The 25837-nt window shown below is 72.9% G+C and carries 27 protein-coding genes; 13 read left to right on the top strand and 14 right to left on the bottom strand.

The window, feature by feature from the left end; genetic code table 11:
- Positions 1-220 precede the first annotated feature (220 nt).
- The gene (locus LCD31_RS13580; RefSeq protein WP_224958487.1) at positions 221-1075 is read left to right on the top strand and encodes a helix-turn-helix transcriptional regulator; all 855 of its coding nucleotides are present in this window, start codon (positions 221-223) and stop codon (positions 1073-1075) included.
- 17 nt (positions 1076-1092) lie between these two features.
- Positions 1093-1272, top strand: coding sequence for a DUF397 domain-containing protein (locus LCD31_RS13575; RefSeq protein ID WP_224958486.1), 180 nt, complete (start codon positions 1093-1095; stop codon positions 1270-1272).
- Between the two features lie 117 nt (positions 1273-1389).
- On the opposite strand, the gene LCD31_RS13570 is transcribed toward LCD31_RS13575, so the two are convergent.
- Complete coding sequence (locus LCD31_RS13570) at positions 1390-1986, bottom strand: response regulator transcription factor (protein WP_308015846.1); 597 nt, start codon at positions 1984-1986, stop codon at positions 1390-1392.
- Positions 1983-3104, bottom strand: a complete 1122-nt coding sequence (locus tag LCD31_RS29565; RefSeq protein ID WP_224958485.1) for a sensor histidine kinase — start codon at positions 3102-3104, stop codon at positions 1983-1985. Before LCD31_RS29565 ends, LCD31_RS13570 begins: the two co-directional genes overlap by 4 nt.
- A gap of 135 nt (positions 3105-3239) precedes the next feature.
- On the opposite strand from LCD31_RS29565, the gene LCD31_RS13560 reads away from it, so the two are divergent.
- Entirely contained in the window at positions 3240-4424 is a 1185-nt protein-coding gene (locus LCD31_RS13560) for a serine hydrolase (protein ID WP_224958484.1), read from the top strand.
- 341 nt (positions 4425-4765) lie between these two features.
- On the opposite strand, the gene LCD31_RS29560 is transcribed toward LCD31_RS13560, so the two are convergent.
- Positions 4766-5227 (bottom strand): ATP-binding protein, encoded by a 462-nt coding sequence (locus tag LCD31_RS29560; RefSeq protein WP_224958483.1) that lies wholly within the window; start codon positions 5225-5227, stop codon positions 4766-4768.
- A 389-nt stretch (positions 5228-5616) separates the two neighbouring features.
- On the opposite strand from LCD31_RS29560, the gene LCD31_RS13550 reads away from it, so the two are divergent.
- The 4 genes from LCD31_RS13550 to LCD31_RS13535 all read left to right on the top strand — a co-directional run bounded on the left by LCD31_RS13550 (position 5617) and on the right by LCD31_RS13535 (position 9557).
- Entirely contained in the window at positions 5617-5970 is a 354-nt protein-coding gene (locus tag LCD31_RS13550; protein WP_224958482.1) for a hypothetical protein, read from the top strand.
- A 402-nt stretch (positions 5971-6372) separates the two neighbouring features.
- Complete coding sequence (locus LCD31_RS13545; protein ID WP_224958491.1) at positions 6373-7110, top strand: MerR family transcriptional regulator; 738 nt, start codon at positions 6373-6375, stop codon at positions 7108-7110.
- A gap of 175 nt (positions 7111-7285) precedes the next feature.
- On the top strand, positions 7286-8167 hold the full coding sequence (locus tag LCD31_RS13540; protein ID WP_224958481.1) for an SAM-dependent methyltransferase: 882 nt from the start codon (positions 7286-7288) through the stop codon (positions 8165-8167).
- A gap of 70 nt (positions 8168-8237) precedes the next feature.
- A complete protein-coding gene (locus LCD31_RS13535; RefSeq protein ID WP_224958480.1) occupies positions 8238-9557 on the top strand; it encodes an aspartate aminotransferase family protein in 1320 nt (439 codons plus the stop codon).
- A gap of 92 nt (positions 9558-9649) precedes the next feature.
- Here the strand turns inward: LCD31_RS13535 and LCD31_RS13530 are convergent, their stop codons facing one another.
- A complete protein-coding gene (locus LCD31_RS13530; RefSeq protein WP_224958479.1) occupies positions 9650-10339 on the bottom strand; it encodes a type 1 glutamine amidotransferase domain-containing protein in 690 nt (229 codons plus the stop codon).
- 175 nt (positions 10340-10514) lie between these two features.
- On the opposite strand from LCD31_RS13530, the gene LCD31_RS13525 reads away from it, so the two are divergent.
- Positions 10515-10733, top strand: coding sequence for a hypothetical protein (locus LCD31_RS13525; protein ID WP_224958477.1), 219 nt, complete (start codon positions 10515-10517; stop codon positions 10731-10733).
- On the opposite strand, the gene LCD31_RS13520 is transcribed toward LCD31_RS13525, so the two are convergent.
- The 8 genes from LCD31_RS13520 to LCD31_RS13485 all read right to left on the bottom strand — a co-directional run bounded on the left by LCD31_RS13520 (position 10730) and on the right by LCD31_RS13485 (position 20502).
- The gene (locus LCD31_RS13520; protein WP_224958476.1) at positions 10730-12586 is read right to left on the bottom strand and encodes a transglycosylase domain-containing protein; all 1857 of its coding nucleotides are present in this window, start codon (positions 12584-12586) and stop codon (positions 10730-10732) included. The two genes, LCD31_RS13525 and LCD31_RS13520, sit on opposite strands and share 4 nt — an antisense overlap.
- A 118-nt stretch (positions 12587-12704) precedes the next feature.
- Entirely contained in the window at positions 12705-15323 is a 2619-nt protein-coding gene (gene acnA / locus LCD31_RS13515) for an aconitate hydratase AcnA (protein ID WP_224958475.1), read from the bottom strand.
- A 39-nt stretch (positions 15324-15362) separates the two neighbouring features.
- Complete coding sequence (locus LCD31_RS13510) at positions 15363-16232, bottom strand: FCD domain-containing protein (protein ID WP_224958474.1); 870 nt, start codon at positions 16230-16232, stop codon at positions 15363-15365.
- A gap of 55 nt (positions 16233-16287) precedes the next feature.
- A complete protein-coding gene (locus LCD31_RS13505; RefSeq protein ID WP_224958473.1) occupies positions 16288-17784 on the bottom strand; it encodes a tripartite tricarboxylate transporter permease in 1497 nt (498 codons plus the stop codon).
- Complete coding sequence (locus LCD31_RS13500; RefSeq protein ID WP_224958472.1) at positions 17785-18258, bottom strand: tripartite tricarboxylate transporter TctB family protein; 474 nt, start codon at positions 18256-18258, stop codon at positions 17785-17787.
- Positions 18255-19253 (bottom strand): tripartite tricarboxylate transporter substrate binding protein, encoded by a 999-nt coding sequence (locus tag LCD31_RS13495; protein ID WP_224958471.1) that lies wholly within the window; start codon positions 19251-19253, stop codon positions 18255-18257. The genes LCD31_RS13500 and LCD31_RS13495 overlap by 4 nt, the downstream gene beginning before the upstream one ends.
- Before the next feature lie 286 nt (positions 19254-19539).
- Complete coding sequence (locus tag LCD31_RS13490; RefSeq protein WP_224958470.1) at positions 19540-19827, bottom strand: helix-turn-helix domain-containing protein; 288 nt, start codon at positions 19825-19827, stop codon at positions 19540-19542.
- Positions 19828-20118: 291 nt separating this feature from the next.
- Positions 20119-20502 carry a hypothetical protein gene (locus LCD31_RS13485; protein ID WP_224958468.1) on the bottom strand — a complete coding sequence of 128 codons (384 nt, stop codon included), beginning with the start codon at positions 20500-20502 and terminating at the stop codon, positions 20119-20121.
- 367 nt (positions 20503-20869) lie between these two features.
- On the opposite strand from LCD31_RS13485, the gene LCD31_RS13480 reads away from it, so the two are divergent.
- The 5 genes from LCD31_RS13480 (at position 20870) to LCD31_RS13460 (ending at position 24793) form a co-directional block, all read left to right on the top strand.
- Positions 20870-22231, top strand: coding sequence for an MFS transporter (locus LCD31_RS13480; RefSeq protein WP_224958467.1), 1362 nt, complete (start codon positions 20870-20872; stop codon positions 22229-22231).
- 66 nt (positions 22232-22297) lie between these two features.
- Positions 22298-23431 carry a mandelate racemase/muconate lactonizing enzyme family protein gene (locus tag LCD31_RS13475; RefSeq protein ID WP_224958466.1) on the top strand — a complete coding sequence of 378 codons (1134 nt, stop codon included), beginning with the start codon at positions 22298-22300 and terminating at the stop codon, positions 23429-23431.
- A 212-nt stretch (positions 23432-23643) separates the two neighbouring features.
- A complete protein-coding gene (locus LCD31_RS13470) occupies positions 23644-23859 on the top strand; it encodes a PLDc N-terminal domain-containing protein (RefSeq protein ID WP_224958465.1) in 216 nt (71 codons plus the stop codon).
- A 152-nt stretch (positions 23860-24011) separates the two neighbouring features.
- Positions 24012-24275, top strand: coding sequence for a PLD nuclease N-terminal domain-containing protein (locus LCD31_RS13465; RefSeq protein ID WP_224958464.1), 264 nt, complete (start codon positions 24012-24014; stop codon positions 24273-24275).
- A gap of 299 nt (positions 24276-24574) precedes the next feature.
- Positions 24575-24793 (top strand): PLDc N-terminal domain-containing protein, encoded by a 219-nt coding sequence (locus LCD31_RS13460; protein WP_224958463.1) that lies wholly within the window; start codon positions 24575-24577, stop codon positions 24791-24793.
- 28 nt (positions 24794-24821) lie between these two features.
- On the opposite strand, the gene LCD31_RS13455 is transcribed toward LCD31_RS13460, so the two are convergent.
- A complete protein-coding gene (locus LCD31_RS13455) occupies positions 24822-25493 on the bottom strand; it encodes an N-acetylmannosamine-6-phosphate 2-epimerase (protein WP_224958462.1) in 672 nt (223 codons plus the stop codon).
- Positions 25490-25837, bottom strand: a 348-nt coding sequence (locus tag LCD31_RS29075) for an ROK family protein (RefSeq protein WP_255623201.1), incomplete at its 5' end; no start/stop codon positions are given. The genes LCD31_RS13455 and LCD31_RS29075, both read right to left, overlap by 4 nt.

Raw genomic sequence — 25837 nt, 5'->3', positions numbered from 1 at the left:
ACCATCGGACCGCCGCACCCCGTGCCACCGCGAATCCACCGGCCCGCACGACGCGGCCCAGATCGGAACAGCCATCGGATCACCTCCGTTGCAGGAACCGAGCACGCTCGAAATTGATTCAGTAGCTGATACTGTCAGAACATATTCCTGACAGAATCACTGAGCAAGATCCCCATTCGAGTGATCCACCTGGTGTGCGCATGATCGTTAGGCTTGACCCATGTCGACAGCTCGCCGCAGGCAACTCGGTTCTTGGCTCGTCAAACTGCGGAAGCAGTCCGGCTGCGACGTCACGGACGCCAGCCGCGCGCTCGGCTGCTCCGAGTCGAAGATCCGGCACGTGGAAGCGGGTCGGTCCAAGGTCAAGAAAGCCGAGCTGGACCTGCTGGTGGAGCTGTACGGGGCATCCGCCGAGGTGCGCTCGCAGCTGGAGGAAACCCGGCTGCACACCGAGGAACGCGGTTGGTGGGAGTCCTACCGCGTGCCCGAGTGGTTCGCGCCGTTCGTCGACTTCGAGTCGTTCGCGACGGAGGCGGCCAATTTCGAGCTGGATCTGATCCCGGGGCTGTTGCAGACGGAGCGCTACGCGTACGAGATTCACCGCGCCGGTCGGTACACCACGAACCCGCAGGACATCGCCCGTCGGGTCAAGGCCCGCGTCGAACGGCAGAAGCGCCTCGTGGACGAAGCGCCGATCCAGCTCAGGGCCGTGATCGGCGAAGCCGCCCTGCACCGCGTGGTGGGCGGCCACGACGTGATGGCGGAGCAACTTCAGCAGGTCGCGGAGTTCGGTGAGTTGCCGAACGTCATCGTCCAGGTGCTCCCCTTCGAAGCAGGAGCGCACGCATCTCCGAGCGGGTCGTTCATCGTGCTGTCCTTCGAACATCCCGAGGACGAGGCGATCGGCTTCCTGGACACTCCGTTGGGCGGCCACATCATCGACCGGGCGGAGGATGTCAGCGCACTGCGATACGTGTTCGACGAACTGCGCTCCCATTCGTTGCCCGTCGCTGCGACACTGGATCGGGTGACCGCTGCGCGGGAAGCCCACCAGTGCCAGCAGCGAAAGGCGTGACAGTGGATCTTCATGACGTGAAGTGGCGCAAGTCGTCCCGGTCGAACTCGGGCGGCAACTGCGTCGAGGTGGCGATCACCCCGACCGTGATCGGCGTGCGGGACACCAAGGACCGCGCCGCCGGGCACTTCACCACCGGCCACGCCCGCTGGAACGACTTCCTCACCGCCATCAAGTCCGGCCGCTACTCACGCTGAACCGTCCGGCGGTGGGCGCGCTGACCGGAATCCGGGCTCAGCCCCGGTTGCCGGGCCGGGCGGCCGGGACGATCAGGCCCGACTCGTAGGCGACCACGACGGCCTGCGCCCGGCTGGTCAGGTCCAGCTGGCCATCATCCGCTTGACGTGCGTCTTCACCGTCGCCTCGCTGAGCACCAGGCGCTGCGCGATCTGCGCGTTGGTGAGGCCGTTGCCGACCAGCCGCAGCACCTCCGTCTCCCGCGCCGTCAACCGGTCCAGCCGGTCGTCCGCGAGCGCGTGCGTCCGGTGGTGCTGGGCGTAGGTCTCCACCAGCCGGTGCGTGATCTGCGGCGAGATGAGCAGATCGCCCGCGGCCACCGCCTGCACCGCGGCGACGATCCGGTCCGCCGGGGTGTCCTTGAGCAGGAAACCGGCGGCACCGTCGCCGAGCGCCGTGTACACGTACTCGGGCAGGTCGAACGTCGTCAGCACGATCACCCGGACCTCCGGGTCGGCCGCGAGGATGCGGCTGGTGGCGCTGATCCCGTCCAGGGACGGCATCTTGATGTCCATCAGCACCACGTCCGGCCGCAGCTCGGCGGCCAGCCGCACGGCGTCCGCGCCGTCCGCGGCCTCGCCCGCGACCTCCAGCCCCGGCGCGGCGGTCAGCAACCCGACGAGCCCGGCCCGGATCAGGGTCTGGTCGTCGACGACCAGCACTCGGACGGTCATGCCGCCTCGCCCGTCGGAAGCCGCAGCACCACGGCGAACCCGCCGCCGGCGCGCGGACCCGCGGTGAGGGCGCCGCCGTACAGCTCGGCGCGTTCCCGCATGCCGCGGATGCCGTGCGAGTGCGGCGAGAACTCCGGCGGCACCGGTGCGGTGCCGTCGTCGGTGATCTCCATGGTGAACGTCAGCTCCCCGTGGTCGAGGTGGATCGTGGCCTCGGCGGGCCCGGCGTGCTTGAGCACGTTCGTCAACGACTCCTGCGCGATGCGGTACGCGCACAGGTCCGGCCCGGCCGGGAGTTCGCGCGGTTCCCCGGTGACCACCAGGTCCACCGGCAGGCCCGCGGCCCGGGTGCGCTCCACCAGGCCGTCCAGCGCCGCCAGTCCCGGCTGCGGGCGGTACTCCGCCTCCGGGTCGGGCCCGGCGGGACCGTCGTCGACGCGCAGCACGTCCAGCAGCCTGCGGAGTTCGTGCAGCGCCTCCCGGCTGGTGTCGCCGACGGTGGCGAGCGCGCGCGCCGCGGTGGGCGGGTCCGACTCGATGACGTACTTCGCCAGCCCGGCCTGCAACGAGATCACCGACATGTGGTGGGCGACGACGTCGTGCAGCTCCCGCGCGATGCGCACCCGCTCGTTCGCCACCGCGTGCACCGCCTCCTCGGCCAGCCGCTCGGACCGCTGCGCCCAGCGCTTGGTGCCCTCGCCGACCATCCACACGATGAACATCGTCGGCGCGGCCTGCGCCAGCTCCGCCCAGGTCAGCTGCATCGGCGAGGCGAACCCGGTGAACATGACGGTGCCGGTGCCGACCAGCCACATCACCGCGGCGGCGGGCGTCGAGCGCAGCGTGGCGACGGTGAACATCGAGATCACCACGCCCACGCCGGCGTTGGTCAGGCTGCCGTTCCCCAGCGCGTGGTACCCGATGGTGGCGAGCACGATCGTCGCCGACGTCAGCACCGGGGCCAGCTGGCGCAGCGCGACCGGCGCCACGGTGAGCGGCAGCAGCACGGCGGCGATCCAGTTCACCCCTTGGTCGCCGACCTGCGCGATGACGGTCAACGCGGTCAGCGCGACCGCCAGCAGCACATCGGCCCAGATCGTTCGCAGTTTCCACGGCACAAGATCACCGTAGTGAGTGCGGCGGCCGGAATCGCCGCTCCGCAGGGGTATCCGGGAGTAACCCCCACGGGGGTAACCGAAGATGCCGTTCCAGGGCGACGACCGGGATCCGCGGCGAACCTAGTGTTCACCGCCATGAAGCGAACCCTCGCAACCCTGATGATCGTCACCGCCGTCCAGACGGCCGTGTTCGCCGGAACCGCCGGAGCCACCCCGGTGCGCGACACCATGCAGCACGACGCGGACGTGCTGCTGTCCCACGGCGCTCCCGGCGTGCTCGCCGAACTCCAGACCCCGGACGGGTCGACGAAGGTCCGCAGCGGCTTCGGCGACACCGAGGCGCGGACCCCCGTGCCGTGGGACGCGAACTTCCGGATCGGCAGCTTCACCAAGACCTACGTGTCCGCGACGCTGCTGCAGCTGGTCGGCGAAGGCCGGATCTCGCTGGAGGACCCGGTGGAGAAGTGGTTGCCCGGCGTCGTGTCCGGCAACGGCAACGACGGCAGCCGGATCACCGTCCGGCAGCTGCTGCAGCACACCAGCGGCCTGCCCGAGTTCGTGCTGCAACTGCCGTGGATGTTCGACGAGGAGGGCTTCCAGCAGCACCGCGACGACACCTTCGCCGCCGAGCACCTGGTCTCGCTGGCCATGCAGCAGCCGCCGAAGTTCGAGCCCGGCACGTCCTGGAGCTACTCGAACACCAACTTCGTCCTCGCCGGCATGATCATCCAGCGGGTCACCGGGAACGAGTGGCAGACCGAGGTCCAGGACCGGATCATCGAACCGCTCGGGCTGCACGACACGTACACGCCGCGCGCCTCGAAGCACATCCCCGGGCCGCACGCCACCGGCTACCAGCGGTTCCCGGACGACATGAACTCCCCGAACCCGACCTTCGGCGCACCGCTGGACGTCACCGAGATCAACCCCACCTGGGCCGGGGCCGCGGGCGACATCATCAGCAGCACCGCGGACGGCAACCGCTTCCTGCGCGCCCTGATCGACGGCGAAGTGCTGCGCCCCGCGGAACTCGCCGAGATGCAGCGGACGGTGCCCGCCACCGAGATGGAGGCGAACTGGCCGGGCATGCGCTACGGGCTGGGCCTGATGTGGGCGCCCAACGACTGCGGCGGCTACTGGTCGCACGGCGGGGACATCCCCGGCTACAAGACCCGCAATGGCGTCAGCCCGGACGGCGAGCGCAGCGTGGTCGTCAGCATCAACACCGACTCGCTGGTGCCGGAGCCGGGCGTGCCCGCGCCCACCACCGACCCGGTGTCGGAGATCGTCGAGAACGCCCTCTGCGGCGACGGCAGGTAAGGCCGGCCCGGCGCGCCGGACCCGAACGTCCACATCGGACTCGGGTCCGGCCCCGACGTCGTCCGGCGAGCCGGGTCCACGCCTCCGCGAGCTGGTTCCGCTCGAACTCCGGCCGCCGGCCCCGAGTTCGAGGAACCGCCGCATCCGCCGCTGCGCCCGTCGGCGCTGTCGAACGCGAACACGCCGAGGTCCGGGCGGGCCGCCAGCCGCGTTCCTCGACGACGCGCAGGGGTGCCGCCTTCCGCGCCGGTTCGCGGGGGCGGCCGGTCGGCCGACTCGCACCGGTCCCGCGAGCTCGACGCCCTCGCCCGGCTCCGCGCCGGGCCGGCGGTCGCGCCCGATCAGCCCCGCCCCGGACCGGCCGCCTCGGGGAGCCGGACGGTGACGGTGAGCCCGCCGCCCGGGTTCGGCGCGGCACCCGCCGTCCCGCCGTGGGAGCGCGCGATCGCGCGGACCGGGGTGAGGCCGAGCCCGCGGGTGCCGGTGCGGCCCCGGCGCCTGCGGAAGGCCTCGAACAGCTCGCCGGTGTGCGCGGCCGTGAGGTCATCGCCGGTGTTCGTGGCGGTGATCGTCATCGAGCCGTCGGCGACCTCGACGGACAGCCGGGCGCCGCCGCCCGCACCTGCTCCAGCGCGTCTCCGGCCACCGCGGCCAGGTCGACGGGCCGCGCCCGCGCGGCCGGGCCAGGACTGGGCGCCGCGCGTCCGGTGCAGGGCACCGACGCCGAGTGAGCCGACGCGGGCGGCCGGGCGAGCGGGTCCGGTGGAGCGCGGGTGGGGCCGCGGGCCTGCCTGCGCCCGCACCCGGCCGCCCGCGGAGCACGAGGGGCCCCGCGGGCGGTGATCGAGGCCCCCGGCGGCGGGCTCCGCGTCGAGGTGGCTCTTCCACCCCGCGCCCTCGGCTCGCCGCGCGATCGATCGTCGGCGGACGGGCGCCGCCCGGGGCGGTCGCCGGGCCGACCCGGAACCCGGTGGATTCGCGTCGTCCTCGCAGGTCAGAGGTTTGTGCTCATTGTCCTGGCACGGGTGGACAAAGCCGTGGCCGAAGCGGGACGGCTTTGGTCAAAGTTGGCTGGAAGCGGGTCGCGAGTGGTGCTTAGCGTGATCGGCGTACGGCGCTCCGGGGGTGGGCGCCGAGCAACGGGAACCGACGGCCGGGCCGCGCGGCCGGCCGCGCACTGGGAGGAACTCAGATGAACACGAAGGCTTTCCGCCGCATCGCCGGAGCGACCGCGGGCACCGCCGCCTGCCTGGCGCTGCTCGTCGCGCCCGCCTCCGCGGCACCCGACGCGACCGCCAAGGCCGACCACCACTACTCGGTGAGCTGCACGGGCGGCAAGGCGAACCTGTCCTGGTCGACCGGCAGCCTCAACACCCGCGTCTACTACAACAACCACTGCTCCACGACCGCCAAGGTCAGCGTGCAGCTGGCCGACGCGGAGAACACCTGGCTGGAGTGCCTGTCGATGCCGGCCGGGAAGAAGAGCAGCAAGGAGTTCAACCACGGGTTGTCCGGCTCCATCCAGAAGATGATCAAGGGCTGCTGATCCCGGCCCGTCCCGCCGAGCGGGGGCGGTGGCGGGGCGCGGCGGTCGGTTGGGCGGACGCGCCGTGGCCCCCGGGGCTGGGGGGGGGGCGCGCGGCGCGGGGCCCCCCGCGCCCCCCCCCCCCCCCCCCCCCGGCCGCCCCCCCCCCCCCCCCCCCGGGCGGGGGGGGGGGCCGCGGTGCGTCCGGCACCCGCGCCGGTCTCCGCGCGCCGGGGGAGCGCGCCGGGGGAGCGGGCCGGGGCCGCGGTGCGCGGCGGCCCGTGCGGCGGCGACCCCGAGATCCACTCGATATGCTCCGCGGCACCGGCCCGGGGCACCGGACGCGCCCGAGCACCGGCCCACCGCGGCGAGCGGTCCCGGGCGCGGCCGGTGGAGAGGGGCCGGTGGAGAGGGATGAGCGCGGTGGGCTGGAGCACCCGGGAGATCGCGGAGCTCGCGGGCACGACCCTGCGCGCGGTGCGGCACTACCACGACGTCGGCCTGCTCGACGAGCCCGAGCGGGGATCGAACGGCTACAAGAAGTACGGGGTGGCGCACCTGCTGCGGGTGCTGCGGATCAAGCGGCTCACCGAGCTCGGCTTCTCCCTCGCCCAGGTCGCCGAGATGGGCGCCGACGACGAGCACCCGGCGGAGGCGCTGCGCGCGCTGGACGCCGACCTCGCCGCCACCATCGAACGGTTGCAGCGCGCCCGCGTCGAACTCGGCGTCGTCCTCAACCGCGCGACCCCCGCCGAACTGCCGCCGGACCTGGCACCCGGCGTGCGGGACCTGTCCGATGCGGACCGGAACCTGGTCGTGGTGGTGACCCGCGTCCTCGGCCCCGAAGGCATGCGGACCTACGCGAAGATGCTGGAGAACCTGCCGCAGGACCCGGCGGCCGACGAGTTCGACGCGCTGCCCGCGGACGCCGACGAGGCGACCCGCGCCGATCTCGCCGAGCGCATGAGGCCCTACGTGCGGGCGCTGCGGGCGCTGAACCCGGACCTGACCGAGGCACACGAGGACGCGCCCGGCGGCCCGGCGTTCGCCCGGCGGACCGTCGGCAAAGCCGTCGCGGAGCTCTACAACGCGGCCCAGCTAGACGTGCTGCGGCGGGTGGGCCCCGAGGTCGCCGAGCGGCCCCGGGACGACGGCGGATGACCGGAACGCCCGGTTCGCCGCGTCCGCCGCGAGGTGGCGCGGCACGGGTCGAGGAGCGCCCCACGAGCCGTGTTCCGAGCCAGAGCGGTCCGGTGACCGTGCGTGGATCACAGCGTGCACGCGGAGTACTACAGTGTGCGGACGACTTCTCGGCGGCGGCAGGAAGATCACACGTATGAGCGTCTCGGGCAAGGATCCGTACCCACCGCAAACCGCGGACTTGACCAAGCCCAGCGTGGCCCGGGTGTACGACTGGTACCTCGGCGGCGACGCGAACTGGGCGATCGACCGGGCCTTCGGCCGCAGCGTCATCGACAAGTACCCGTTGCTGCGCCCGATCGCCGTCAGCAACCGCCTGTTCCTGCACCGGGCCGTGCGGCGGCTGGTCGCGCACGGCGTGCACCAGTTCATCGACATCGGGTCCGGCGTGCCCACCATGGGGAACACGCACTCGGTCGCCGAGGAGATCGAACCGGACTCGCGCGTGGTCTACATCGACAACGAGCCGGTGGCGGTCGCGCACTCCAAGGTGCTGCTGGACAAGCACGGTGACCCGAAGCGGCACGCCGCCGTCAACGCGGACCTGCGCAACCCGGACAAGCTGTGGCAGCGCGCGCTGGAGACCGGGGTGCTGGACCTGGAGAAGCCGATCGCGGTGCTGCTCATCGCGGTCCTGCACGTCCAGCAGTTCGGCACCGACGGCACCGACATCTCCGAGCAGGTCGTCGCCCGCTACCGCGAACTCGTGCCGCCCGGCTCCTACCTCGCGATCTCGCACATCACCGACGACGGGGTGCTGCCGGAGATGGAGGACAAGCTCGCCGGTATCAAGGCCATGTACGACCGCTCCTCCAGCCCGGTGATCTGGCGGCCGCGCAAGGACATCGAAGGCCTGCTCGGCGACTTCGAGCTGATGGAACCGGGCATGGCCTGGACGTCCGAGTGGCACCCGGAGGACCGCAGCCCCAACCACACCAAGGACCTCGGGTTCGAGCACCCCGAGCAGTCCGGGATCTGGGCGGGCGTCGGCCGCAAACCGCTCCAGCCGCGCGGCTAGCACCCTTGCCGTCCCGCCGCTGATCGTTAGGCTCGGCGTCGCACACGTGGCGCCGAGCCGGGAGCGGACAGTGGACGACCAGGACTTCTGGCGGTGCGCCGCCGACCACCTCGTCAGGTACGGCGGGCCGTTCACGCCGCGGATCATCGAGCGGGCCGCCGGTTCGCACGTCCACGACTCGGACGGGAACGCCATCCTGGACTTCACGTCCGGGCAGATGAGCGCGCTGCTCGGGCACGCGCACCCGGACGTGGTGCGCGCGGCGGGGGAGGCGGTGGCGAACCTCGGCCACCTGTACTCGGGGATGCTGAGCCGGCCGGTGGTGGAGCTCGGCAGGCGGCTCGCCGCGACGCTGCCGGACCCGCTGAGCCGGATGCTGCTGCTGAGCACCGGCGCCGAATCCAACGAGGCCGCCATCAAGATGGCGAAGCTGCACACCGGCGGCTGGGAGGTCGTCGCCTTCGACCGCTCCTGGCACGGGATGACCTCCGGTGCCGCGGCCGCCACGTTCTCCGCGGGCCGCCGCGGGTACGGGCCGCCGGTGCCGGGGAACCTGACGCTGCCGACCCCGGACGCCTACCGCTCGCCGTTCCGGCACGCCGACGGCTCCTACGACTGGGAGTCCGAACTGGACTACGGCTTCCGGCTCGTCGACCAGCAGTCCACCGGGAACTTCGCCGCGTGCGTGGTGGAACCGATCCTGTCCTCCGGCGGCATCATCGAACTCCCCGCTGGCTACCTGGCGAAGCTGCGGGAGCACTGCGACCGCCGCGGCATGCTGCTGGTCCTCGACGAGGCGCAGACCGGGCTCGGCCGCACCGGCACCATGTACGCGTTCGAGCGCGACGGCGTGGTGCCGGACCTGCTGACCCTGTCGAAGACGCTCGGCGCGGGGATCCCGGTGGCGGCGGTGCTGACCTCCCCGGAGATCGAGCAGTCCTGCCACGAGCGCGGATTCCTGTTCTTCACCACGCACGTGTCCGATCCGCTGGCCGCGTCGGTGGCGCTGGCCGTGCTCGACGTGCTGGAGCGCGACGACCTGGTGCCGCGGGCCGCGCGGCTCGGCAAGGAGCTGCGGTCCCGGCTGCTGGACCTGCACGACCGGTACGAGGTGGTCGGGGACGTGCGCGGCCGCGGCCTGCTGCAGGGCATCGAGCTGGTGACCGACAAGGCGAGCAAGACCCCGGCCGACGACCTGGGCCGCGCCGTCACCGCCGCCTGCCTGGAGCGCGGGCTGCACGTGAACATCGTGCAGCTGCCCGGCATGGGCGGGATCTTCCGCATCGCGCCCCCGCTGACCATCGAGGAGGCCGACCTGCACGAAGGCGTGGACCGCCTGGAGTCGGCGCTGCGCGCGGTGGTGGGTGGCCCGCCGTCCACCGCGCGCTGATCGGAGGCCGCCCCGGCGTCGTGCACCGGCCCGCTCGTGCTTCCCGGGCCCGGCGCCGGATCGCCCGGCCGGCCGGGCCGGCCCCGACCGGGTCAGGCGCTCCGCTCGCCGAGCAGCGCCACCAGGTCGTCGGCCGCCGCGGCCGAGGAGGCCGGGTTCTGGCCGGTGATGAGCAGGCCGTCCCGCAGCACGTAGGACGACCAGTCCGGGCCCTGCGAGTAGTCGCTGCCGAGGGACTTCAGCTCGTCCTCCACCAGGAACGGCACGACCTCGGTCAGCTGCACCGCGGCCTCCTCGGAGTTCGTGAACCCGGTGACGCGCTTGCCGCGGACCAGCGGGGAACCGGCGGGATCCGCGACGTGCCGCAGCACCCCGGGGGCGTGGCAGACGAGCGCGACCGGCTTCCCGGCGCGCAGCACGTCCTGGATCAGCCGGATCGAGTCCTGGTCTTCGGCGAGGTCCCAGAGCGGTCCGTGCCCGCCGGGGTAGAAGACGGCGTCGAAGTCGTCGGCCGACACCGAGTCCAGCCGCACCGTGGAGCGGAGCGCGGCGGTCGCCTCGGGGTCGGCTTCGAAGCGGCGGGTGGCGTCGGTCTGCGCGTCGGGCGCGCCGCTGTTCGGGTCGAGCGGCGGCTCGCCGCCCTGCGGGGAGGCGAGCACGAGCTCGGCACCGGCCTCCTTCAGGCGGTAGTAGGGCGCGGCGAGCTCCTCCAGCCAGAAACCGGTCTTGTTCCCGGTGTCGCCGAGGCGGTCGTGCGAGGTGAGGACGATCAGGACCTTCATGAGCTGCTTTCCACTTCGGCTGCAGGACGTTCGGTCGGGCGGTGCCCACGTCCGGGGTCCCCGGCCGGGCCGATCTTCACACCAGGGGACCGGTCCGAGCGTGGTGATCCCGCCGACCGGGTACTCCCGGTGGGGAGGCCCCGCCGCGGGGCCCGCACCGGACCAGGAGGCGCACATGGCGAACAACGCGCACTTCATCACCGCGAACTCCGGCGGGCCGCCCGTGGTCGTCGTCCGCGACGACCGCGGCTCGCCGGTCACCGAGCTGGAACTGCCCGCGGGCGATGCGCGGATCGAACGGGCCGACGCCGAGCTCGGCGCCGCGGGCTGGACCCGCGAGGTCGAGTGGACCGCCGCGGACGACGGCTGGGTCGTCCCCGTCGTCCCGGCCTAGGCGCCCGGCCTGACCTCCCGGTCCGGCTCCTCGGCTCGGCCGCCCGGCCTGGCCCCCGGTTCGGCTCCCTGCTCGGGCTGCGGGGGCAGCGCCCCGGCGCCTCCGCGCCCCACCTCGAACAGGCGCCAGACGTCGTCGGTGGCGGCCGTCCCGTCCAGCGGGAGGCCGTCCGCGTCGACCAGCGGCCGCGACCGGTTCTGCTCGTCGGTGGCGCTGAGCACCACCGACGTCGCCAGCCGCGGGGTGAACCCGCTCGTCCACGCCGTCATCGAGTGGTACCGGCCGCGCTCGACCACCAGCGGCTCCGTCCCGTAGGACCGCGCCAGCTCCGGCCACCGGGAACCGGCGACCTTGCGCGCCAGCAACGCCGAGGCTTCGGCGTCCTCGGCGAACGCCGGGTGCGGGGCGGACTCGGCGGCCAGCACCTCGCGGCCGTCCTGGTCCAGGATCCGGCTCAGCATCCGCGGCTTCCGCTCCTGCCCGTCCGCGGCGATCGTCGCGTAGGCGTGCGCGACGTCGGTGGCGCTGACCGGCTGCTCGCCCGCCGTCAACGCGTCGAACGCGGACCGGCCGGACGGCTCCCACGAACCGGTGTCGAAGCCGAGCCGCGCCGCGCTCCGCCGGACGGTCTCCGCCTCCAGTGCTGCCTGCGGGCGCGGGGACGAGCACTCCGGGCCCTCGCAGCCGGCCTCCTGCGACGCCTGCGAGCCCGCGAGCTGCAGGAACTGCGCGAACGGTTCGAACGCCGTGCCGGGGTGCTGCGGCGCCGCCGCCCAGTCGTAGCCGCCCGCCGTCGTGGCACCGCTGTGGTACGCGCGCACCGCGCCGGTGCCGGGTTCGATCGCGACCAGCGCCGCGTGCGAGCCCGGTGCGCGGGCGGTCACCTCGGCGACGGCCTGCTCCGCCGCGCGCTGCGCCGCGGCGTCGATGGTGGTGATGATCGAATAGCCGCCGCGCTGCAAGGTGCCCTCGGTGAAACCGGCCCGCTCGGCCTCCTCCAGCACCTGCTGGCGGATCTCGTAGGTGGTGCCGGACAGCGCCTCGCCGCGCCAGGCGAAGCGCTCCCGGGTTCCGGGCATCCGCATCTTCGCCGCCTGCGCGTCGTCGACCATGCCGTGCCGCCGCAGCTGCCCGGCGACGTACTCCCAGCGGGCCCGGCCCTGCTCGGCGTTGTACGCCGGGTCGTTCTCCGTCGGGCGCTGGACCATCCCGGCCAGCAGCGCGGCTTCGCTCGGGTCGAGGTCGGCGGGCGGCTTCCCGAAGTAGGCCTCGGCGGCCGCGTGCACCCCGTACGCGCCGCGCCCGTAGTACGCGGTGTTCAGGTAGGCCTGCAGGATCTCGTCCTTCGGCAGCTCGTTGGTCACCTTGAACGCGAGCACGACCTCCTTGAACTTGCGGGTGTAGGTGTGCTCGTCGGCGCCGGTGGCGAGCTTGACGTACTGCTGGGTGAGCGTGGAACCACCACCCACGCCGCCGGTCACCTGCGACCACGCGGCCCGCACGATGCCGAGCGGGTCGAACCCGCTGTTGCGGTAGAAGGACGCGTCCTCGGCGGCGAGCGTCGCGTCCCGCATCGGCTTCGACACGTCCGCGCGCAGGTCGTCGACCATGGTCCGGTTCCCGGACGACGGCACGATCCGGGTCATCTCGCTGCCGTCGGAGTGCGCGATCAGCACCGACTGGTCGGTGCGCGCCGCGATCTCGACCGGGTCCGGGATGGGCCACACCAGGTAGCCGATGCCGAACGCGATCCCCACGGCCGCCACCAGCGCGCCGCACGCGATCAGCACGCCGCGGAGGACGCGGCGCCACCGCTTCCGCGGGCGCCGCGCCGCGGTCGTGTCCTCGTCCATCCCGCTGATCTTGCCGGGCGGCCGGCGGATGTTCCACCGCTTCCGGCGAGGGATCTCCCCGCGAGCTGCGGCCGCGGCCCCGGAACCGCACGACCCGGAGTACCGCGCGCCCGCTCGTTCACGCCCGCGGCAGCGCCCCGCGGATCACGTAGGGGAGGGTGCCGCCGTGCCGGAGGTAGGCGATCTCGCTGTCCGAATCGACCCGCAGCAGCACGGTGAGCGAGCGCTCGCCCCCGTCCCGGTGGATCGTCAGCACGAGCCGGTTCAGCCCGGGCACCAGCGCCTCCGGCGCGGTCAGGGCGAGCTCGTCGGTGGCGCGGAACCCGTGGTCGGCGGCGGACTCCCCGGGCTCGAACAGCAGCGGCAGCACGCCCATGCCGATCAGGTTGCTGCGGTGGATGCGCTCGAAGGTCTCGGCGAGCACCGCGCGCACGCCCAGCAGCGCCTGCGCCTTCGCCGCCCAGTCCCGGCTCGACCCGGCGCCGTAGTTCTTGCCCGCGACGACGATCAGCGGGATCCCGGCCTCGCGGCAGGACATCGCGGCCTCGTAAGCGGAAGCCGGTCGCCCGGCCGCGTCGAGCGCCCGCCCGCCCCCCCCCGCCTCCCGGTCCGGCAGCAGCCGGTTGACCACGGCCCGGTTGGTGAAGGCGCCGCGCAGCATCACCTCGTGGTTGCTGCGCCGGGTGGAGTACTGGTTCAGGTCGCGCGGCGGCGTGCCGCGCTCCCGCAGGTACCGCCCGGCCGCGCTGTCGGCGGGGATGGCCCCGGCGGGGGAGATGTGGTCGGTGGTGACGTCGTCGCCGAGCAGCAGCAGCACGCGGCCGCCGTCGAACCCGAGCTCGCCCCGCGGGTCCCGGGGCAGGTCCGCCACGTACGGCGGTCGCCGGATGTAGGTAGAGGCGGGGTCCCACGGGAACCGGGTGCCCGCGGGGGCGCTCAGCTCGTGCCAGTGCGCGGTGCCGTCCCGCAGCCGGCCCGTGTTGGCGCGGAACATCTCCGGGCGCACCGACTCCGCGACGACCCGGCGGACCTCCTCGTCCGACGGCCACAGGTCGGCGAGGTGAACCGGCGTCCCGTCCCGGTCTCGCCCGATCGGTTCGGCCTCGAAGTCGTGCAGCACCGAACCGGCCAGCGCGTAGGCGACGACCAGCGGCGGGGACGCCAGGAACGAGTGGTCGACCTTCGGGTTGACCCGCCCGGCGAAGTTGCGGTTCCCGGACAGCACCGCGGTCGCGGCGAACCCCTCGTCGACCAGCTCGTCCACCGCCGGGTGCAGCGGCCCCGAATTCCCGATGCAGGTCATGCAGCCGAACCCGGCGACGTGGAACCCGGTGTCGCCGAGCGCGGCGAGCAGCCCGGCCGCGTCGAGGTAGTCGCTGACCACCCGGGAACCCGGTGACAGCGAGGTCTTCACCCACGGCTTGGCGCGCAGCCCGCGTTCCGCCGCCCGCCGCGCCAGCAGCCCGGCCTGCACCATCAGCGCCGGGTTCGCGGTGTTGGTGCAGCTGGTGATGGACGCGATGGCGACACCGCCCGCGGGAACGGGCTCGTCGAACGCGCCCGCGGCGGGTTCCTGCTCCCCGGCGGCGGCGCGGAAGGCCGCGGGCACCCGGGACAGCGGGATCCGCGCGTGCGGCAGCCGGGGCCCGGCGACGCTGGGTTCCACCGCGTCCAGGTCGAGCGTGAGCAGTTCGTCGTAGACCGGGTCGGGTTCCCCGCCGGTGCGGAACAGTCCCTGCGCCCGCAGGTACGCCTCCACCACGGCCCGGTGGTCGGCGTCGCGGCCGGTGAGTTCGAGGTAGTCCAGCGCCTGCTGGTCGAACGGGAAGTACGCGCAGGTCGCGCCGTACTCGGGTGCCATGTTCGCCACCGCGGCGCGGTCCGCCCAGCCGAGGTCGGCGGCGCCGGGGCCGAAGAACTCGACGAACTTGTCGATGACGCCGTGCGCGCGCAGCACCTCGGTCGCGGTCAGCGCCAGGTCGGTGGCGGTGACCCCGCTGCGGAGCCTGCCCAGCAGCCGCACGCCGACGACCGAGGGGAACGGGAGGACGACGGGCTCGCCGAGCATCGCGGCCTGCGCCTGCAGCCCGCCGACGCCCCAGCCGACCACCCCGATCGAGTTGATCATCGGGGTGTGGCTGTCGGTCGCCACCAGCAGGTCGGGGTGCAGGAGCGGCACCTCGCCGGAGTCGTCCGCCCACACCACGCGCGCGAGGGATTCCATGTTGACCTGGTGGATGATGCCGGTTCCCGGTGGCACGACGCGGAAGTTCCGCACGCTGCGCTCGGCCCACCTGATGAACTCGTAACGTTCCCGGTTGCGCCGGAAGTCGATGAGCAGGTTGCGCTCCACCGCGTCGGCGGTGCCGTAGACCTCGGTGATGACCGAGTGGTCGACGGTGAGGTCCACCGGGATGGCGGGCTGCAGCAGCTCCGGATCGCCGCCGAGCTCGGCGAGGCCGTCGCGCATCCCCGCGAAGTCGGCGAGGGCGGGCAGGCAGGTGGTGTCGTGCAGCATGATCCGGTTCGGGTGCACCGGCACCGCGCAATCGCCGGTGCGGTCGCGCGCGCGGCGCAGCACGGCGGGCAGCGCGGCGGGCGCGCGGCGGGCCACGTTCTCCAGCAGCACGCGGATCGCGTGCGGCATCGCGGCCAGCTCCGCCTCGGACGCGATCTCCCGCAGCGGGACGTACCGGTGCGCGCGCTCCCCGACGGTGAGTTCAGCGGTTCCGACCATGACAATGATTGTACGAATACGCGGCCAAAAACAAAATGCTCAGCGGGTGCCGGGCAGCCGCGTCTTCACCGCGCGCACCTCGTCGAGGTGGTCGCGCAGGAACCGCGACGCCGACTCGCGGTTCCCGGCTTCGAGCAGGTCCAGCAGTTCGAGGTGCTCCCGCGCCTGGCGGACCAGCCGCTGCCGGTCCGTCTGGTGCCGGTACTCGACGAGCCTGCGGACCCGGTTGACCCGGCTGACCGAATCGAGCAGGTAGGCGTTCGCCGCGCAGCCCACCACCATCTCGTGGAACTCCGCGTTCACCCGGAACAGCTCGCCGCGCGGCAGCAGCAGCGCGTCCCCGTTCAGCAGGGCCCGCTGCTGCTCGCGGTGCAGCGCGAACTTCTCGGCGTCCACGGTGAAGCCGGGTTCGAGCACCGCGGCCGGTTCCACGATCATGCGGAACCGGTAGCTCTGGTCGTGCGCCTCCGCGGTGGTCAGCAGGTGCTGGAACGCCCAGCCGCGGCCGGGCCTGCGCCGGATCAGGTCCTCCCGCTCCATGCGCAGCAGCACCCGGTCGGCCTCGCGCGCGGTGAGCCCGTACCGCCGACGCACCTCGGCGGTGGTGAACTCGCCGGTGAACCGGCCGCTGAGGTGGTCGTCGCCGATGCGGAAGTACGCGTCCTCCGCGGCGTCGTCCGCCGACAGGTCCACGTGCGCCAGTTCCGCGGCCGAGCGGTTGAGGAAGTAGCCGCGGTTCGGCTGCCGGGTCACCAGGCCCAGCTCGGCGAGGTAGGACAGCGCCTTGCGCACCGGCGAGCGGGAGATGTCCAGCGAATCGGCCACCCACTGCTCGCGCACGTGCGCGCCCCGCTCCAGCCCGGAACGCCGGATCAGGTCGATGACCTGCGTTTCGATGGTGGGGGCCATGATCTCCTCGCCGTCGTCGTCGAGGCGATGCTAGTCGGCGGGCGCGGGCTCGTCCTCACCCGCGCGCCGCGGCCCGCCGCCGCATCCCGAGCGCCACCACCAGCGCCGCGGCCAGCACCGCGTACAGGCCGATCGCGATCGGACCCTGCACCAGCACCAGCACGTCGCCCTGCCCCAGCGCCATCGCCCGCCGGAGCTCGCGTTCGGCGAGCGGGCCGAGGATCACGCCGATCAGCACCGGCGCGAGTGGAACCCCGGTGCGCCGCAACAGGAAGCTGAGCAACCCGACCAGGTAGACCAGCACCACGTCCGAGATCGCCAGCTTCGACGAGTAGGCGCCGAGCGTCGCGAACACGGCGATCGCCGCGTACAGGTAGTGCTGCGGGATGCTCAGCAGCTTCGCCCACACCGGCGCGAACGGGAGGTTCAGCACCAGCAGCAGCACGTTGCCGATGAACAGGCTCGCCAGCAGCGCCCAGACCAGATCGCCCTCCTTCTCGAACAGCAGCGGCCCCGGCTGCATCCCGTACTGCTGGAACGCGCCGAGCATGATCGCCGCGGTCGCGGAGGTCGGCAGGCCGAGCCCGAGCAGCGGGACCAGCGACACCGCGGTGGTGGAGTTGTTCGAGGCCTCGGGAGCGGCGACGCCTTCGATGGCGCCGCGCCCGAACTCGGATCCGCCGCGCCGGCGGGCCAGCCGCCGCTCCAGCCCGAGGGACAGGAACGTGGGGATCTCCGAGCCGCCCGCGGGGATCGCGCCGAACGGCAGGCCGACGGCCGTGCCGCGCAGCCACGGCAGGAACGAGCGCCGCAGGTCCCGGCGGCTCAGCCAGGGCCGCCCGGAAGCGACGTCCTGCAACCGGTGGGTGCCGGGACCTCGCGCGGCGACGTGCAGCACCTCGCCGATGGCGAGCATCCCGACGGTGACCACGACGACGCTGATCCCGTCGAGCAGCGAGTCCGACCCGAGCGTGTAGCGCGCCACCCCGGTCTGCGCGTCGATGCCGACGACCCCCAGCGCCAGGCCCAGCCCCAGCGCGGTCATCCCGCGCACCGCAGAGTCGGCGACGACCGCGGCAGTGGCGGCGAACGCGAACAGCGCCAGCGCGAAGTACTCGGCGGGCCCGAACCGCAGTGCGAAGTCCACCAGGTGCGGCGCGCAGAACACCACGGCGATGCAGGCGATGGTCCCGCCGACGAACGACCCGAGCACCGAGGTGGCCAGCGCCTGCGGGGCGCGTCCGGCCCGGGCCATCAGGAAGCCCTCGAACGCGGTGGCCATCGACGACGACTGGCCGGGCGTGTTGAGCAGGATCGCGGTGGTGGCCCCACCGAACTGCCCGCCGAAGTACACCCCGGCGAGCATGATGAACGCCCCGGTCGGTTCCAGCCGGAAGGTCAGCGGGATCAGCATCGCCACGGCCATCGAGCTGCCCAGCCCCGGCAGCACTCCGACGGCGGTGCCGAGGACCACGCCGACCAGGCACAGCAGCAGGTTCGTCGGGGACAGCGCGTCGGCGAAGCCGCCGAGCAGCAGGTTCCAGGCGTCCATTCACAGCACCTCCGCGAGGAGTCCGACCGGCAGCGCGACGCCGAGCCCGGCGGTGAACGCGAACTGGACGGCGCAGGCGAACACCACGGCCACGCCCAGGTCGAACAGGGCCCTGCCGCTGCCGAGGGCCCGCGCCACGCCCCAGAACAGCGCGGTGCCCGCCGGGATCCAGCCGAGCAGCGGGAGCAGCACCAGGTGCGCGGCGAGCGTCGCGACCACGAGCAGGAACGCCCGCCGATCGGTCCGCTCCCGCGGTTCGGCGGGGGCGCGGCCGCTCCCGCGCAGCAGCGCGCCGGAGAGCAGGAACAGCAGCGCGCCGACGACGAGCGGGAACCACTGCGGGCCGAGGTGGCCGACGTTGACCGGCAGCGGCAACCGCAGCCCTTCGACGACGAGGAAGCCGCCGAGGACGAGCACGATGCCCGCGAGCAGCCGGTCGGAACCGCGTCCGGAGGTGGCGTCGGTGGTGGTCATGCGAGCCCCAGCTTCTCGGTGATGTCGCGGATCCGGTCGGTCTCCGCCGCGAGGGTGCGGTCGAACTCGGGTCCGTCCTGGAACCCGTCCAGCCAGTTGTTGCGCCGCAGCGCGTCCCGCCACTGCGGGGTGGCGGTGAGCTCGCGGACGAACGCGCGCGCGTCCGCGGCCTGATCGGCGGTGATGCCGGGTGCGGCGACGAGCCCGCGCCAGTTCGACAGCACGATGTCCACGCCGGCTTCGCGCAGCGTCGGCGCGTCCGGCAGGTCGGCGGTGCGCTGCGGCGCGGAGACGCCGAGCACCCGCAGTTCGCCCGCGGCGACCTGGTCGCTGATCTCGTCGGTGTTGGCGAACCCGACGTCGAGGTGGTCGCCGAGCAGCGCGGCGACCATCTCACCACCGCCGGAGTAGGCGATGTAGTTCAACCCCGCGGGCCCCACCCCGGCCTCGGCCGCCGCCGACCCGGCCAGCAGGTGGTCCAGGCTGCCGATCGAGCCGCCGCCGCCGACGACCCCGCCGGAGTCGGCCCGCCAGCGGTCCATCAGGTCGTGCACGGTGCGCAGCGGGGAGTCGGCGGGCACCACGATCGCGTCGTAGTCCTCGGTGATCCGCGCGATGGGCGTGGTGTCGGAGACGCGGGTGGACGACCCGTTGATCTCGATCGCCCCGAGCATGGTCGTGCCGGTGAGCAGCAGCGTGTTCGGGTCGCCGGGCTGGTTCGCGGTGCGGGCGAGGCCGATGGTGCCGCCCGCGCCTTCGACGTTGAGCACTTCGGCGGTGCCGGTGAGCTCGTTCGCCTGCGCGGCGTGCTGGAGCTCGCGGGCGGTGGTGTCCCAGCCGCCGCCGGGGGCGGCCGGGGCCACGATCTTGAGCTTGTCCCGGAGTCCCGCGCCGGAGCGGGCGGTGTCCCACGCCGACGTCGCGCCCGCGGTGACCACCGCCAGTCCCAGGACCGCCGTCGCGCACCGGGTGACGAGCCCGCCCGGCCTCAGCACGGGGTCCGCCGCCGTGCGCGTTCGGCGGCGCGGCCGCCGCCCGGACAACGATCGCCGCTGATCGTCATGTGCGCTCCCGCAAGATCATGGTTTGTACTAAGTCGAGCGGAAGAACAATATGGAGCTGGGTGTGGCGCAGTCAACAGCCGCGGCCGGACGAGCTCGGGGGTGTGCGGGATCGCCGCGGCGGCGGGAAGCGTGCGCCGGTGGCGGGACGTGCGGCAGGGATGCGTCCGGGGCGGTGCTCGCGAGCACCGGAGCGCGCGGCGCCGGAGCGCCCGTCCGTTCAGCGCGGGAGCTGGTCGATGTGGTCCTCGACCCAGGCGCGCAGGGCGTTGAGCGGGACGGCGGCGCCGCGGCCGAGCTCGGTGAGCTCGTACTCGACGTGCAGCGGTACCTCCGGGTACACGGTCCGCGCCACGAGCCCGGTCGCCTCCAGACGGCGCAGCGTCCGGGTGAGCACCTTCGGGCTGACCCCTTGCAGGCGCCGCTGCAGGGCGCCGAACCGGTGCGGTCCCGCTTCGAGGGCGCCGATCGCCAGCGCGGACCACTTGTTCGCCAGCAGGTCCAACACCGACCGGCAGGGGCACTGGGCCTCGTAGACGTCGTGGTGCTCGTGCTCGCCCGTGGGGCACCGAGTGCTGATCGCGATCCCTCCGTCCGCTCCGCCGAGCAGAGTACTGGGCGATCGGCGGCGGCCCGCCCCCGGTTCGTCCTCCGCCCGAATCGCTCCGGGTGCGTGGGAACACGCGCGGCGCATTCTTGCGCGCGCCGCGCGTGCTCCCGGGTTCGATTCGAATTCAGGATTCAGCCGATTCCCGCCGCAATTGTCGTACCGGAATCGGGGGGCGGTGGATCGGGTGGATCAGATGACCCGCAGGTGCAGGCTCACCGTCGTTCCGGAATGCGATTTGTTGAACTCCTTCTCGGTGCCGTTCCCACCGGCCCGGACGGTGCCGAAGCTGTCGCCGTTGCCCCAGCTCCCGTACACCTCGGCCGCCTTGCCGTCCGCCTTCGTGTCCTTGACCCAGCCCTGCACCCGGACCTTCCCGCTGCCGCAGGTGATGGTCCACCCGGCCGCGCCCCCGCCGACCGAGGGGGAGAACGTGTCCCCGCACGTTCCCAGAACGGTGATGACGCCGTCCGAATCGTTCGGAGCCGCGGCGGCCGCGCCGCCTCCCACCAGTGCGGTTCCCAGGACGGCGCCGGTCAGCGCGGCGGCGGTGGCCGCCTTCTTCGCGATGTGCATCCGCTTCCTCGATTTTCTGTTGGACCCCAGTCCGGCATTCCCCCACGGATCGCCAGCGGAAGCCTGATCGGCTTCGGTGAGGTCTTCACACGATTCTCCGGAGCGTTTCCAGGCTGATCACCGCAACGGCAGAACGGGAATTCTTCGGATGAATCGGATTCCGCCGAGGTGGTACCGGGTGCTGCTCCGATCGGTCGTCTTCGTTGGTCCGCGCGGAATCCCGATTCATTTTCGGCATCGGATGATGCCGAAACGGTGTTGGCCGCGCATGATCTGCCGACCCTAGTCTGCTGGCACTTCGCGATCGGGAACCCCGGTGGTGCCGCTCCGGGACTACCGGCTCGCTTTCCCCTGCGGAAGGACGACGATGTCTGGCAATGAATCGGGAGCGGCCGGGAGAACGGCGGGGACGCGCATCCCCACTCGCTACCTGGTGCTCGCCCTGATCTTCACGATCACCGTGGTGAACTACGCGGACCGCAGCAGCCTGTCCATCACCGGCAGCAGCGTGCAGGAGGAGCTGGGCTTCAGCACCGTGCAGCTCGGCTACGTCTTCTCCGCGTTCAGCTGGGCGTACGTGGTGGCGCAGCTGCCCGGCGGGATGCTGCTGGACCGGTTCGGCGCGCGCCGCGTCTACGCGTGGAGCCTGGTGCTGTGGACGGCGGTGACGCTCGCGGTCAGCGCCGTCGGGCTGGTCACCACACCGGTGCTCATCGCGGTGGCCACCATCTTCGTGCTGCGGCTGCTGCTGGGCGCGTTCGAATCGCCCGCGTTCCCCGCGAACGCGCGGGTCGCCACCGCCTGGTTCCCCACCGCGGAGCGCGGCCGCGCCACCGCGATCTTCAACTCGGCGCAGTACTTCGCCACCGCTCTGTTCGCCCCGATCATGGGGTGGATCACCCACCAGTACGGGTGGCGCTGGGTGTTCGTGCTGCTCGGCGTGCTCGGGTTCGCGCTGGCCGCGCTGTGGCTGCGCTGGATGGACTCGCCGCGCGACCACCCGCGGGTGTCCGCGGCCGAGTTCGAGAAGATCAGCTCCGGTGGCGGGCTCGTCGACCTCGACGCCCCGAAGAGCGGGGACGCGCAACGGGTGCAGGAGCGGGCACCGCTGAACGCGGCCACCTTCCGGCAGATCTTCTCCGCCCGCGCCCTGTGGGGCGTGTACGTCTCGCAGTACGCGGTGAACGCGCTGACCTACTTCTTCATCACCTGGTTCCCGGTGTACCTCGTGCAGGGCCGCGGGCTGTCCCTGCTGGAAGTCGGTTTCGTCGCGGCGCTGCCCGCGCTGTGCGGCTTCGGCGGCGGGCTGCTCGGCGGATTCCTGTCCGATGCGATGCTGCGGCGCGGCTTTTCCCTGACCGCGGCCCGCAAGGTGCCGTCCGTGTTCGGCATGCTGCTGGCCACCAGCATCGCCCTCTGCAACCTGACCGACAGCAGCGTGCTGATCGTGGCGCTGATGACGCTGGCCTTCTTCGGCAAGGGCGTGGGCTCGCTCGGCTGGGCCATCACCACCGACATCGCGCCGCCGCAGGCGTCGAGCTTCGTGGCCTCGACGATGAACGCCTTCGGCAACGCGGCGGGCATCGTGACGCCCATCGTCATCGGCTACACGGTGCAGGCCACCGGTTCGTTCACCACCGCCCTCTGGTTCGTCGCCGCCCACGGGCTGCTCGCGCTCGTCGGGTTCGCCGTGATGGGTCCGATCAAGCGCATCCACTTCGACTCCTGAACCGCTCGTTCCCACTGAGATCCAGGCAGTGACCGGAAAATCCCCTCGTGCAAGGGAGTTCGCCCGATGCCCCAGTCCGCCACCCTCGACCGGATCAGCCGCGTCAAGATCTCTTCGGTGACGCTGCCGCTGGCCACGCCGATCAGCGACGCGAAGGTCCTCACCGGCAGGCAGCGGCCGATGACCGAGGTCGCCATGCTGTTCGCCGAGATCAGCACCGAATCCGGTTGCGAGGGCATCGGATTCGGCTATTCGAAGCGGGCCGGCGGCCCCGGCCAGTTCGCGCACGCCCGCGAGATCGCGCCGGTGCTGATCGGCGAGGATCCCCACGACATCGGCAAGATCTGGGACAAGCTGGTGTGGGCGGGCGCCTCGGTGGGACGCAGCGGCCTGTCGGTGCAGGCGATCGCCGCGTTCGACGTGGCGCTGTGGGACCTGAAGGCGAAGCGGGCCGGGCTGCCGCTGGCGAAGCTGCTCGGCGCGCACCGCGATTCGGTGCGCTGCTACAACACCTCGGGCGGTTTCCTGCACTCGCCGGTGGAAGAAGTGGTGGAGCGCGCCGCCGAATCCGTCGCCGGCGGCATCGGCGGAATCAAGCTGAAGGTCGGGCACCCGGACGGCCGCACCGACCTGGCCCGCGTGTCCGCGGTGCGCGAGAAGATCGGCGACCAGGTCGCGCTCATGGTCGACGCGAACCAGCAGTGGGACCGGCCGGCCGCGCGCCGGATGTGCCGCGCCCTGGAACCGATGGACCTGGTGTGGATCGAGGAACCGCTCGACGCCTACGACGCCGAGGGGCACGCGGGCCTCGCGGCCGCGTTCGACACCTCCATCGCCACCGGCGAGATGCTCACCAGCGTCGCCGAGCACGCCGAGCTGATCCGGCTGGGCGGCGCCGACATCGTGCAGCCCGACGCACCGCGCATCGGCGGCATCACCCGGTTCCTCAAGGTGATGGCGCTGGCCGAGCAGCGGAACCTGCAGCTGGCACCGCACTTCGCGATGGAGATCCACGTGCACCTGGCGGCGGCCTACCCGCACGAACCGTGGGTGGAGCACTTCGAATGGCTCGACCCGCTGTTCAACGAGCACCTGGAGATCGCCGACGGCCGGATGCACCTGTCCCCGCGACCCGGCCTCGGCATCACCCTCAGCGACCAGGCCCGCGCCTGGACCGTCGCGGAGCACGACCAGACCTGACCCTCCCGGCCGGCGGGCGCCGCACCGCGGTCGTCCCCCGGGACGGGCGGTCGGCGGGCGGTTCGGCCGGCCGGTCGGTGCCGGACCGGACGGGCTCGGCCGATCGGTCCGCGGAGTCCGGCCGGTTCGTCGAGGCGAGCGGCCGGGGGGAGCGGGAACCGTGGGACGCGTCGGTGGAGGTGCCACCGGCCCTGCGAGGAATGGAGTTCCCGATGTCCCACTTCGACCCGGTCGCCGCGTTCCTGACGCTGTTCCTGATCGGCTACGCGATCTTCTTCATCACCGCGGTGACGAGCGTCCTGACCTCCGGGACCGGCTGCGGGATGACGCTGGTCTGGTTGATCGTCGTGTGCGTGGCGCCGATCCTGGGCGGCCTGCTGTGGTTCGCCGTCGGCCGCGCGGACGCGCGGCGCCGGCTCCGGTGCTGACCGGCGGGCCGTTCGGCAGCGGAGGTAGGACTTTCGGTCAATCCCGTTCCGGCCGATCTTCTGAGGTGCGAGGACGTCCAGAACTGCGAAAGTGGTTCACGTCGGCGGCGGACGCCACCGAGACGGTCCACTGAGAACGGAGCTTTCCGATGATGTCCCTGGTCGCACAGCAGTCGATGGCCGCGGCGAACGGCACCGAACAGATCTGGGGTTTCCTGCTGGTGGGCGGGAGCCTGCTCGTGGCGGCGGCCTTCGTGTTCCTGTTCATCGCGGCGCTGATCAGCATCCTCGGCTCGGCGCTGAGCGGCGGCATGAAGCTGGTGTGGATCGTGCTGGCCTTCATCGCGCCCTTCCTGGGCAGCCTGCTGTGGTTCGTCGTCGGCCGCCCGGACGCCCACCGGCGCTACGCCCGCTGACCGGGCGGTCGCTCACCCGACGCCCGCTGACCGGGCGGTCGCTCACCGGACGCCCGCTGACCGGGCGGCCACCCCGGACCGACGCGGTCCGTCCGCCGAGCGCCGAGCCGGCCCGGCCGAGCCCGGCGCGGCGTCCCGCTCACCGAGCCCGACCCGGCAGAACCCGGCTGCGAGCCGAACGGCCACCCGGGGATCGACCTTCGGACAGCGCGACGAGGTCGATCGATCGACGCGGGAGGGCGGCTCCGGCTGCGACGGTGGTTCCACTACGGCGAACCACCGAGAACGGAGCCGACACCGTGCACCACCTGCTCGACCACCTGGGCGTACCCGCGCTGTGGCAGCTCGCCCTCCTGCTGGCCTTGCTGCTCTTCCTCCACGCGCTCGCCGACATCCTCGTGCAGCCGGAGCTCGACGGCGGCCGAGCAATGCTGTGGGTCCTGCTGGCGCTGGCGCTGCCGTTCGTCGGCCCGGTGCTCTGGTACGTCCGCGGCCCCCGCACCCTCCGCTCGACCTGAGGCCGGGGCGGGCGATCGGCCCGTCGGCTCACCGGGAGGGCAGCGCCCCGGCGAACCAGCCGGTGATCGTGGTGGGGTGCGTGATGGCGGTGCCGACGACGACCGCGTGCGCGCCCCGGGCGATCGCCGCGGCCGCCTGCTGCGGGGTGTGGATGCGGCCCTCGGCGATGACCGGCACCGGCAGCACCGCGGCCAGCTCCGCCACCAGGTCCAGGTCCGGGCCGGTCGGTTTCGGCCCCGCACCGGTGTAGCCGGACAGCGTGCTGCCGACGACGTCCGCGCCCAGCTCCGCCGCCCGCACTCCTTCTTCCACAGTGGACACGTCGGCCATCGCGAGCCGCCCGGCGGCGTGGATCGCGGCGATCGTCTCCGTCGGCGGCCTGCCGTCCGGTCGCGGGCGGTCCGTGCCGTCGAAGGCGACCACGTCCGCACCCGTCCCGGCCACCGCCACCGCGTGGTCGGCGGTCGGGGTGATGTACACGCCTTCCGCGCCGTCCTTCCACAACCCGATGAGCGGCACGTCGACCGACTCGCGGATCAGCCGCAGGTCGTCCAGGCCCTGCGCGCGGATGCCCGCCGCACCGCCGTGCAGCGCGGCCAGCGCCATCCGCCGCATCGAATCCAGGTCGCGCAGCGGCTCCCCGGGGTAGGCCTGGCAGGACACGATCAGCCGGCCCCGCAACCGTTCCAGCACGTTCACGCCAGTTCCTCCCACGCCATCCAGACGGCGCCCAGCACCGCCGCGTCCGCACCCAGCTCCGCGGGCAGCACCGGTGTCCCGCGCACCGCGGGCAGCACCTCGGCCGCCACCGCCGCGCGCAGCGGCTCCCACCAGGCCGGGCCGCAGGAGGCGACACCGCCGCCGACGAGCACCAGCTCCGGGTCGACCGCGTTCACCAGCCCGCCCAGCGCCTGCCCGGTCGCGGTCGCGCCCGCGGGGGCCCCCCCCCCCCCGCGCGCGCCCCCCCCCCCCCCGCCCCGCCCCCCCCCCCGCCCCCGGGGGGGCCGGCCCCCCCCCCCCCCCGGGAGCCCCGGCCCCCCCGG

The organism is Saccharopolyspora sp. 6M (genome assembly GCF_020176775.1).
GTDB classification, from domain to species: domain Bacteria; phylum Actinomycetota; class Actinomycetes; order Mycobacteriales; family Pseudonocardiaceae; genus Saccharopolyspora_C; species Saccharopolyspora_C gregorii.
Note: the sequence above shows the minus strand (reverse complement) of the source record. Positions and strands in the feature narration are given on the sequence as shown.

Bases quoted from the DNA above. Each gene is read 5' to 3' on its own strand.
- LCD31_RS13560 (WP_224958484.1), top strand. From the start codon at position 3,240: ATGAAGCGAACCCTCGCAACCCTGATGATCGTCACCGCCGTCCAGACG.
- LCD31_RS13525 (WP_224958477.1), top strand. From the start codon at position 10,515: ATGGCGAACAACGCGCACTTCATCACCGCGAACTCCGGCGGGCCGCCC.
- LCD31_RS13570 (WP_308015846.1), bottom strand. From the start codon at position 1,986: ATGACCGTCCGAGTGCTGGTCGTCGACGACCAGACCCTGATCCGGGCC.
- LCD31_RS13530 (WP_224958479.1), bottom strand. From the start codon at position 10,339: ATGAAGGTCCTGATCGTCCTCACCTCGCACGACCGCCTCGGCGACACC.
- acnA (WP_224958475.1), bottom strand. From the start codon at position 15,323: ATGGTCGGAACCGCTGAACTCACCGTCGGGGAGCGCGCGCACCGGTAC.
- LCD31_RS13540 (WP_224958481.1), top strand. From the start codon at position 7,286: ATGAGCGTCTCGGGCAAGGATCCGTACCCACCGCAAACCGCGGACTTG.
- LCD31_RS13470 (WP_224958465.1), top strand. From the start codon at position 23,644: ATGTCCCACTTCGACCCGGTCGCCGCGTTCCTGACGCTGTTCCTGATC.
- LCD31_RS13485 (WP_224958468.1), bottom strand. From the start codon at position 20,502: ATGCACATCGCGAAGAAGGCGGCCACCGCCGCCGCGCTGACCGGCGCC.
- LCD31_RS13550 (WP_224958482.1), top strand. From the start codon at position 5,617: ATGAACACGAAGGCTTTCCGCCGCATCGCCGGAGCGACCGCGGGCACC.
- LCD31_RS13580 (WP_224958487.1), top strand. From the start codon at position 221: ATGTCGACAGCTCGCCGCAGGCAACTCGGTTCTTGGCTCGTCAAACTG.
- LCD31_RS13500 (WP_224958472.1), bottom strand. From the start codon at position 18,258: ATGACCACCACCGACGCCACCTCCGGACGCGGTTCCGACCGGCTGCTC.
- LCD31_RS13465 (WP_224958464.1), top strand. From the start codon at position 24,012: ATGTCCCTGGTCGCACAGCAGTCGATGGCCGCGGCGAACGGCACCGAA.
- LCD31_RS13520 (WP_224958476.1), bottom strand. From the start codon at position 12,586: ATGGACGAGGACACGACCGCGGCGCGGCGCCCGCGGAAGCGGTGGCGC.
- LCD31_RS13505 (WP_224958473.1), bottom strand. From the start codon at position 17,784: ATGGACGCCTGGAACCTGCTGCTCGGCGGCTTCGCCGACGCGCTGTCC.
- LCD31_RS13510 (WP_224958474.1), bottom strand. From the start codon at position 16,232: ATGGCCCCCACCATCGAAACGCAGGTCATCGACCTGATCCGGCGTTCC.
- LCD31_RS13475 (WP_224958466.1), top strand. From the start codon at position 22,298: ATGCCCCAGTCCGCCACCCTCGACCGGATCAGCCGCGTCAAGATCTCT.
- LCD31_RS13480 (WP_224958467.1), top strand. From the start codon at position 20,870: ATGTCTGGCAATGAATCGGGAGCGGCCGGGAGAACGGCGGGGACGCGC.